The organism is uncultured Succinivibrio sp. (assembly GCF_902756765.1).
Lineage (GTDB): Bacteria > Pseudomonadota > Gammaproteobacteria > Enterobacterales > Succinivibrionaceae > Succinivibrio.
Genome location: NZ_CACVSS010000100.1, coordinates 1 through 5,950 on the forward strand (window position 1 = coordinate 1; position 5,950 = coordinate 5,950).

At 37.7% G+C, this 5,950-nt stretch carries 4 protein-coding genes and 1 tRNA gene; all 5 read left to right on the forward strand.

Translation table 11 applies throughout. From position 1 onward, the window contains the following. On the forward strand, positions 1-906 hold a 906-nt coding region (locus QZU45_RS10485), incomplete at its 5' end, for a sodium-dependent transporter (RefSeq protein WP_295355092.1). Between the two features lie 30 nt (positions 907-936). Beyond that, a complete protein-coding gene (locus QZU45_RS10490) occupies positions 937-2,322 on the forward strand; it encodes a sodium-dependent transporter (protein ID WP_295355093.1) in 1,386 nt (461 codons plus the stop codon). A 99-nt stretch (positions 2,323-2,421) separates the two neighbouring features. Next, entirely contained in the window at positions 2,422-4,686 is a 2,265-nt protein-coding gene (locus QZU45_RS10495; RefSeq protein WP_295355094.1) for a transglycosylase SLT domain-containing protein, read from the forward strand. A 72-nt stretch (positions 4,687-4,758) separates the two neighbouring features. Further along, positions 4,759-4,843 (forward strand) — tRNA-Leu (locus QZU45_RS10500). Positions 4,844-4,963: 120 nt separating this feature from the next. Further along, positions 4,964-5,950, forward strand: a complete 987-nt coding sequence (locus QZU45_RS10505; RefSeq protein ID WP_295355095.1) for a DMT family transporter — start codon at positions 4,964-4,966, stop codon at positions 5,948-5,950.

Consider the following 5,950-nt stretch of genomic DNA (forward strand, 5'->3'; position numbering starts at 1 on the left):
TTTACTATTGTTGCCCTGGGAGTCATAAAAGGTGTTGAGCGTTTTACCAAGCCTTTGATGATTGTGCTGATTCTGCTGTTGTTCTTTATGGCCTGCCGATCCTTTACCTTAGATGGATTTTCAGAGGGAATCAAGTTCTATCTGAAACCAGACTTTGAGAAGTTTGAGAACAATATTGGTGAGGCAATCTGGGCTGCAATGGGGCAGGCTTTCTTTACCTTATCTGTTGGTTTCGGTGCAATTGCAATTTTTGGTAGCTATATGTCAGAACGTCACAAGATTCTGAATGAGGCCGTATTTATTGCAACCTTTGATACTATCATTGCCTTATTATCTGGTTTCGTAATCTTTCCTGCTTGTTTTACCTACGGCATTAATCCGGATGCAGGACCTAATCTGCTGTTCATAACCATGACAGTCGTTTTCTCAAATATGACCTTTGGAACCATTTGGGGAAGTCTGTTCTTCCTGTTCATGCTGATTGCAGCTGTTTCAACCATGATTGCCGTGTTTGAAAGCTCTATTGCTGGCTGCATAGAACTGTTCAAATGGAGCAGAATCAAAGCTGTGGTTATCAACTTTGTAGTGATTATCGCCTTAAGCTTACTGCCAATGCTTGGCTTCAATGTTTTATCAGATGTCCATATTATTGGTTCCAATACCGGTATTCTTGATTTCTTTGACTTCCTGGTCTCTAACAATATTCTTCCTATCGGTTCAATTGTGTTTGTGCTGTTCATCTGCTCCAAGAGTGGCATGCAGTGGAAGAGATACATTGACCAGTGCAATGTCGGTAAAGGCTTTTCAATGCCAACAGCATTGTATTTCTACTATAAATATATTCTGACAACCATGGTTATCATTGTGCTGGCCGTTGGTTACTATAAGATTTTTGGAAGAGCATAATAGAAAAATTTTTAGATTTAGGATAATCGAATGAACGAGAAAAGAGAACAGTTTAAAACCAGACTTGGTTTTATTTTGATTGCAGCAGGATGTGCTGTCGGTATTGGTAATGTCTGGAGATTCCCTTATATTACAGGTCAGTATGGTGGAGCTATTTTTGTATTGATTTATCTATTCTTCCTTTTGGCAATGGGTATTCCTCTTTTAACTGTTGAACTTGCAATAGGTAGAGCCTCAAGATCTTCAATAGCAAAATGCTATGAAAAACTAGAGGAGCCTGGTACTAAATGGCATGTAAATAAATGGTGGCAGCTTGCTGGTAACTATATTCTGATGTCTTTCTACGGAATTATTACCGGATGGATGCTTTACTATTTCCTGAAGTTTGCTTTCGGTACCGTTGAGTCAAATCTGCCAAAGGATGTTGCTCTTGAGGGGTTCGTTTCACTGCTGGCAGATCCGGTTACTCTATACATGTGTATGGCTGCAGTTGTTGCTTTCTCATTTATGATTGTGGCTTTAGGTCTGGTTAAAGGTGTTGAGAGATATACCAAGCCTTTAATGATGATGCTGATTATTCTTCTTGTATTCATGGCTGTTCGCTCCTGCACCATGTCAGGTTTTGCTGATGGTATTTCTTTCTACTTAAAACCTGATTTATCCAAACTTGAGAATAATTTTGGTGAAGCTATATGGGCTGCAATGGGACAGGCTTTCTTTACTTTATCTACAGGTATGGGCGGTATAGCAATATTCGGTAGCTACATGTCAAACCGTCACTGCCTGTTAAACGAGGCCTTATTTATCGCAGGACTTGATACTGCAATTGCTCTTTTATCTGGCTTTGTTATCTTCCCAGCTTGTTTTACTTACGGGATCAATCCTGATGCTGGTCCTAATCTGCTGTTTGTTTCCATGACAACAGTCTTTTCAAATATGTACCTGGGATCAATGTGGGGAACTCTGTTCTTCCTGTTTATGCTGATTGCGGCTGTGTCAACACTGATTGCAGTGTTTGAGAATATTATTGCTGCAAACTTAGAAATGTTTAACGTTAGAAGAAAGAAGGCAGTTCTGGTTAACTTTTTAGTTATTCTGCTATTAGCTATTCTCCCTGTATTAGGTTTCAATGTTCTTTCAAATGTTTCAATCCTAGGAAACGGCACTGGTATTACAGATTTCTGTGACTTCCTGATTTCATCAAATGTACTGCCTATTGGTTCTTTAGTATTTGTTCTGTTCATTACCTCAAAGCGTGGTATGAAATGGGAGAAATATATTAAAGAGTGTAATACCGGTATCGGCTACAAAATTTCAGAGAAACTGTTTGTTTACTACAGATATATTCTAACAACTGCTATTGCCGTGATTCTGTTTATAGGATATTTAAAGGTATTTAACATTAATCTATTCTAATTGTTGAATTTTCTATAAATTGCGACAAGTTTTTCTTAAAAACCGGCTCTAACTTTGTATAATGATACAGTTACTGTACAAAGTTAAGCTGGTTTTTTTATGAAATTATCAAATATAGTAAAATCCCTACTTCTAGGAACCTCTTTCTGTTTCCTTGCTGCTAATTTCAACTGTTCATATGCTGCTCAGACTAATAGCAGTAAATCTGCTCAGACTCAGAAGAAAGTAAATAAATCTAATTCAAGCAAAAAAAATAATACTGCAAAAAATTCAAAAAGTTCAAAAGCAACTAACACCAAGAAAACCAGTAAATCCTCTAGACCAAACGCACAGAAAAAGTCTCCAGCTAAGAGTAATAAAAACTATTTTAAGGAACCTATTCAAAGAAAAGAGATTAGACAGACCTATGTTGCACCTGTAGTTGATCTGACTGCAGAGAATCCTTTGCTTGCAACTACCCCTAAGCTCATCAACCAGCGAAAGTATTTTCAGGATGCAGAAGCTGCGGCAAAGAAAGGTGATACTGCTGAGGCCTTAAGAATCAAGAAGAACCATCTAGAGGATTATCCTCTGGCTATATGGATTGATTACTGGAATCTGACCAATAACATGGATGTTTCAAAATATCCTAAGGTCGTTGAGTTTATCAGAAGTGATGATCATAAGGAATTAAGTCAGATTCTTAAAAACAAATACATAGATTTTCTGGCTAGACACGGAAACTATAAGCAGGTGTCAGTGCTTATAGGAAAGAAGAAGCCATTTGATGACAATATGGAAATGAATTCTTCCCAGCAGACTCTTCAGTGTCGCTACTATGAGGCAAGATGGCACTTGGGGCAGGCAGATATGTCATCTCAGATTTTTGCAAACAAAATCTATATGCAGTTAAAGCCATATCCATCAGGCTGTTCTGGTTTAATCTACGTCTGGGGGCAGAACGGTAATCTTAATGATACCAACCGTATGGATAAGTTTGAACGTCTTTACATTCAGCGAAGATATGCTGATTCAACTAGAAATCTGGCTGCAGAATTTTCAGATGACTCAAAGTTCAAGAATAGAATCAACATGGCAATGGCTTTGTATGATGATCCTTCAAGAATTCTTAATGAAGAATATGAACCTGGTTCAGATGATATTCATCGTGTTGCTGTATTAGCTTTTAAACGTTTTGCCAATCTTAAACCTGAGGAGGCTAATCCTCATTTTGAGTATTTCTGTAAGAAATTCCATATTACACCAACAGAGAGACTGGATATCATACAGATCATTTCCAGAGGCTTTTTAGGCAGAAATTCAACCCTGGATGAAGTTAACTGGGTAGATAAACATCTTCCTGCAATTGAATGGACAGATGAAATCAAGATCATGAGAATGAGAAAAGCAATCTGGTTTGCTCAGTGGAATGTTGTCTATGATTTATATAATCATTTGAATCCGAATGATAAGAAAGAGATTAACTGGAGATACTGGAAGGCCAGAGCTGCTTATGAAATAGGGGAGAAGGATCAGAGTCTTATTCTTATGAAGGAAGTTGCAAAAGACCGCAGCTTCTTTGGATTCCTTGCAGCTCAGGAACTTGGTCAACAGCCTCCATTTAATCATCAGCGTCTTTCGAAGTCTGCAAAGTGGCCATCAACTGTGGCTCACAACAAGGCTGCTATCAGATTTTTTGAGTTCAGAGCTCTGGACAGTGCCAATGCTAATATTGAATGGAATGAAGTTGCTAAACATGGTTCTAATGATGAAGCTTTGGTAATGGCAGAATGGGCTCTGTCAACTGGCAACGTTAATTATGCAATTATGTCGGTTATTGCAGGCAAGAGATGGGATGCTCTAGATTACAGATTCCCTAAGGCCTTTTTAAATCTGTATAAAAAATACTCAGCAGTAACCAACGTTCCTATTTCATTCCTGTATGGTATTTCACGTCAGGAGAGTATGTTAAATCCTAATATAAAGTCTCCTGTTGGCGCTGTTGGTTTAATGCAGCTGATGCCTGAAACAGCAAGAGTTGTTTCTAAAAAGAACAACTGGGATTATAACGGTCCTAGAGATTTGGTTATTCCTGAAAATAATATTCGTTTAGGCTCTGCTTATCTAAAAGATATGTTGGCAAAATTTGACAACAATAGAATTCTAGCCGCTGCTGCTTACAATGCCGGACCTAACAGAATTCCAAGATGGAAGTCTGCAGACGGTAAGAAGCGTGATACTCCAATGTTTATCGAGAATATCCCTTTTAAGGAAACCAGGCTGTATGTTCAGAATGTGCTTTTATATGATGTGATTTATAAGAAGCTTCTGACAGGTAAAACAGATCTACTTTTAAAGGAAAATGAAAGGAAGTATAAGTATTAAACTTAACATACTGAGTTTTAACAAATAAAATCTTTACAAATTATTAAAATTTGGTATTATATTTCTTGTTGTGCCCAGGTGGTGAAATTGGTAGACACGCTACTTTGAGGGGGTAGTTCTTCCGGGAGTACGAGTTCAAGTCTCGTCCTGGGCACCAAGTCTTAACTCAATTCTTTTTCCCTTTCTTTTTCAAACGAATATATCATTTTAAACAATTTGTTTTCATATATGTTGGTTAGACAGTTACAATAAAAGTGAATATTTTTATGGACTGTTTATGCTGATATTTGCTTTAGTGCTACTGTATTTAATCTGGGGGCTGAATTGGACGGTAATGAAAATAGCCTCCGTCTATTTCGAGCCAGAGCTATTTGCCACCTCAAGGTTTCTGGTTGGTTTTATTGTTCTTTTGCCTTTTGTCTTTTTTAATAAAAATCATCGTAATAATCTAAAGAACATTATTGTGGATAGTTTTGTTCCTCTAAGGAACTTAAGCGAATCTGACACTAGTTCTTATTTTTCTATTATTTCTCTGATGGTTAGACTCAAAAATTGCAGTCTGTTCTGGATTGCTCTCGCAGGAATCTTACATATTAGTTATTCAAATGTAGTAGTTCAGATTGCTATTTCGCATCTTGGGGCGGGGGTTTCTTGTGTCCTAAATTACACAATGCCTATATTCGTGGCAATACTGTCATATATAGTGTTAAAGGAGAAATTCTCTTTTGTTAAAAGTCTGGGAATTGGTCTGGCTTTTATTGGACTGTTTGTGATTATGAATTTCCGTCTTGAAGGTGAGCTATCTATGATGTTTTTTGCTTTGAGCGGTGCGTTATCCTGGGCGGTAGCTAATCTTATCATAAAGACTAAATTAGGAGGTCTGGACAAGCTTGCTCATACCACCTTACAACTTGGCTTTGGTACCTTTTTTCTGATTGTTTATTCCTGTATTGTGGTTAAGAGTTTACCAGTATTTAACCTCACCTCAATTCTCTGTCTATTGTATAACGGAGTTTTGGCGTCGGCTCTCTGCTTTGTACTATGGAGCTTTGTTGTTGATCAGATGGATCCTTCTGCACTTGCTGTAAGCTCTATGCTTACTCCTTTGATTGGAGTGTTGGGAGGTGTGGTGTTTCTATCTGAAAGACTGTCTTCGAGGATGATCTTTGGTATGGTTCTGCTTCTTTTGGGTGTCCTTCTGGTACAGATTGTAGTTAGACACCAAAAGAAGAGTTCGAATACTGTTGAGAAAAAACTACAGTAA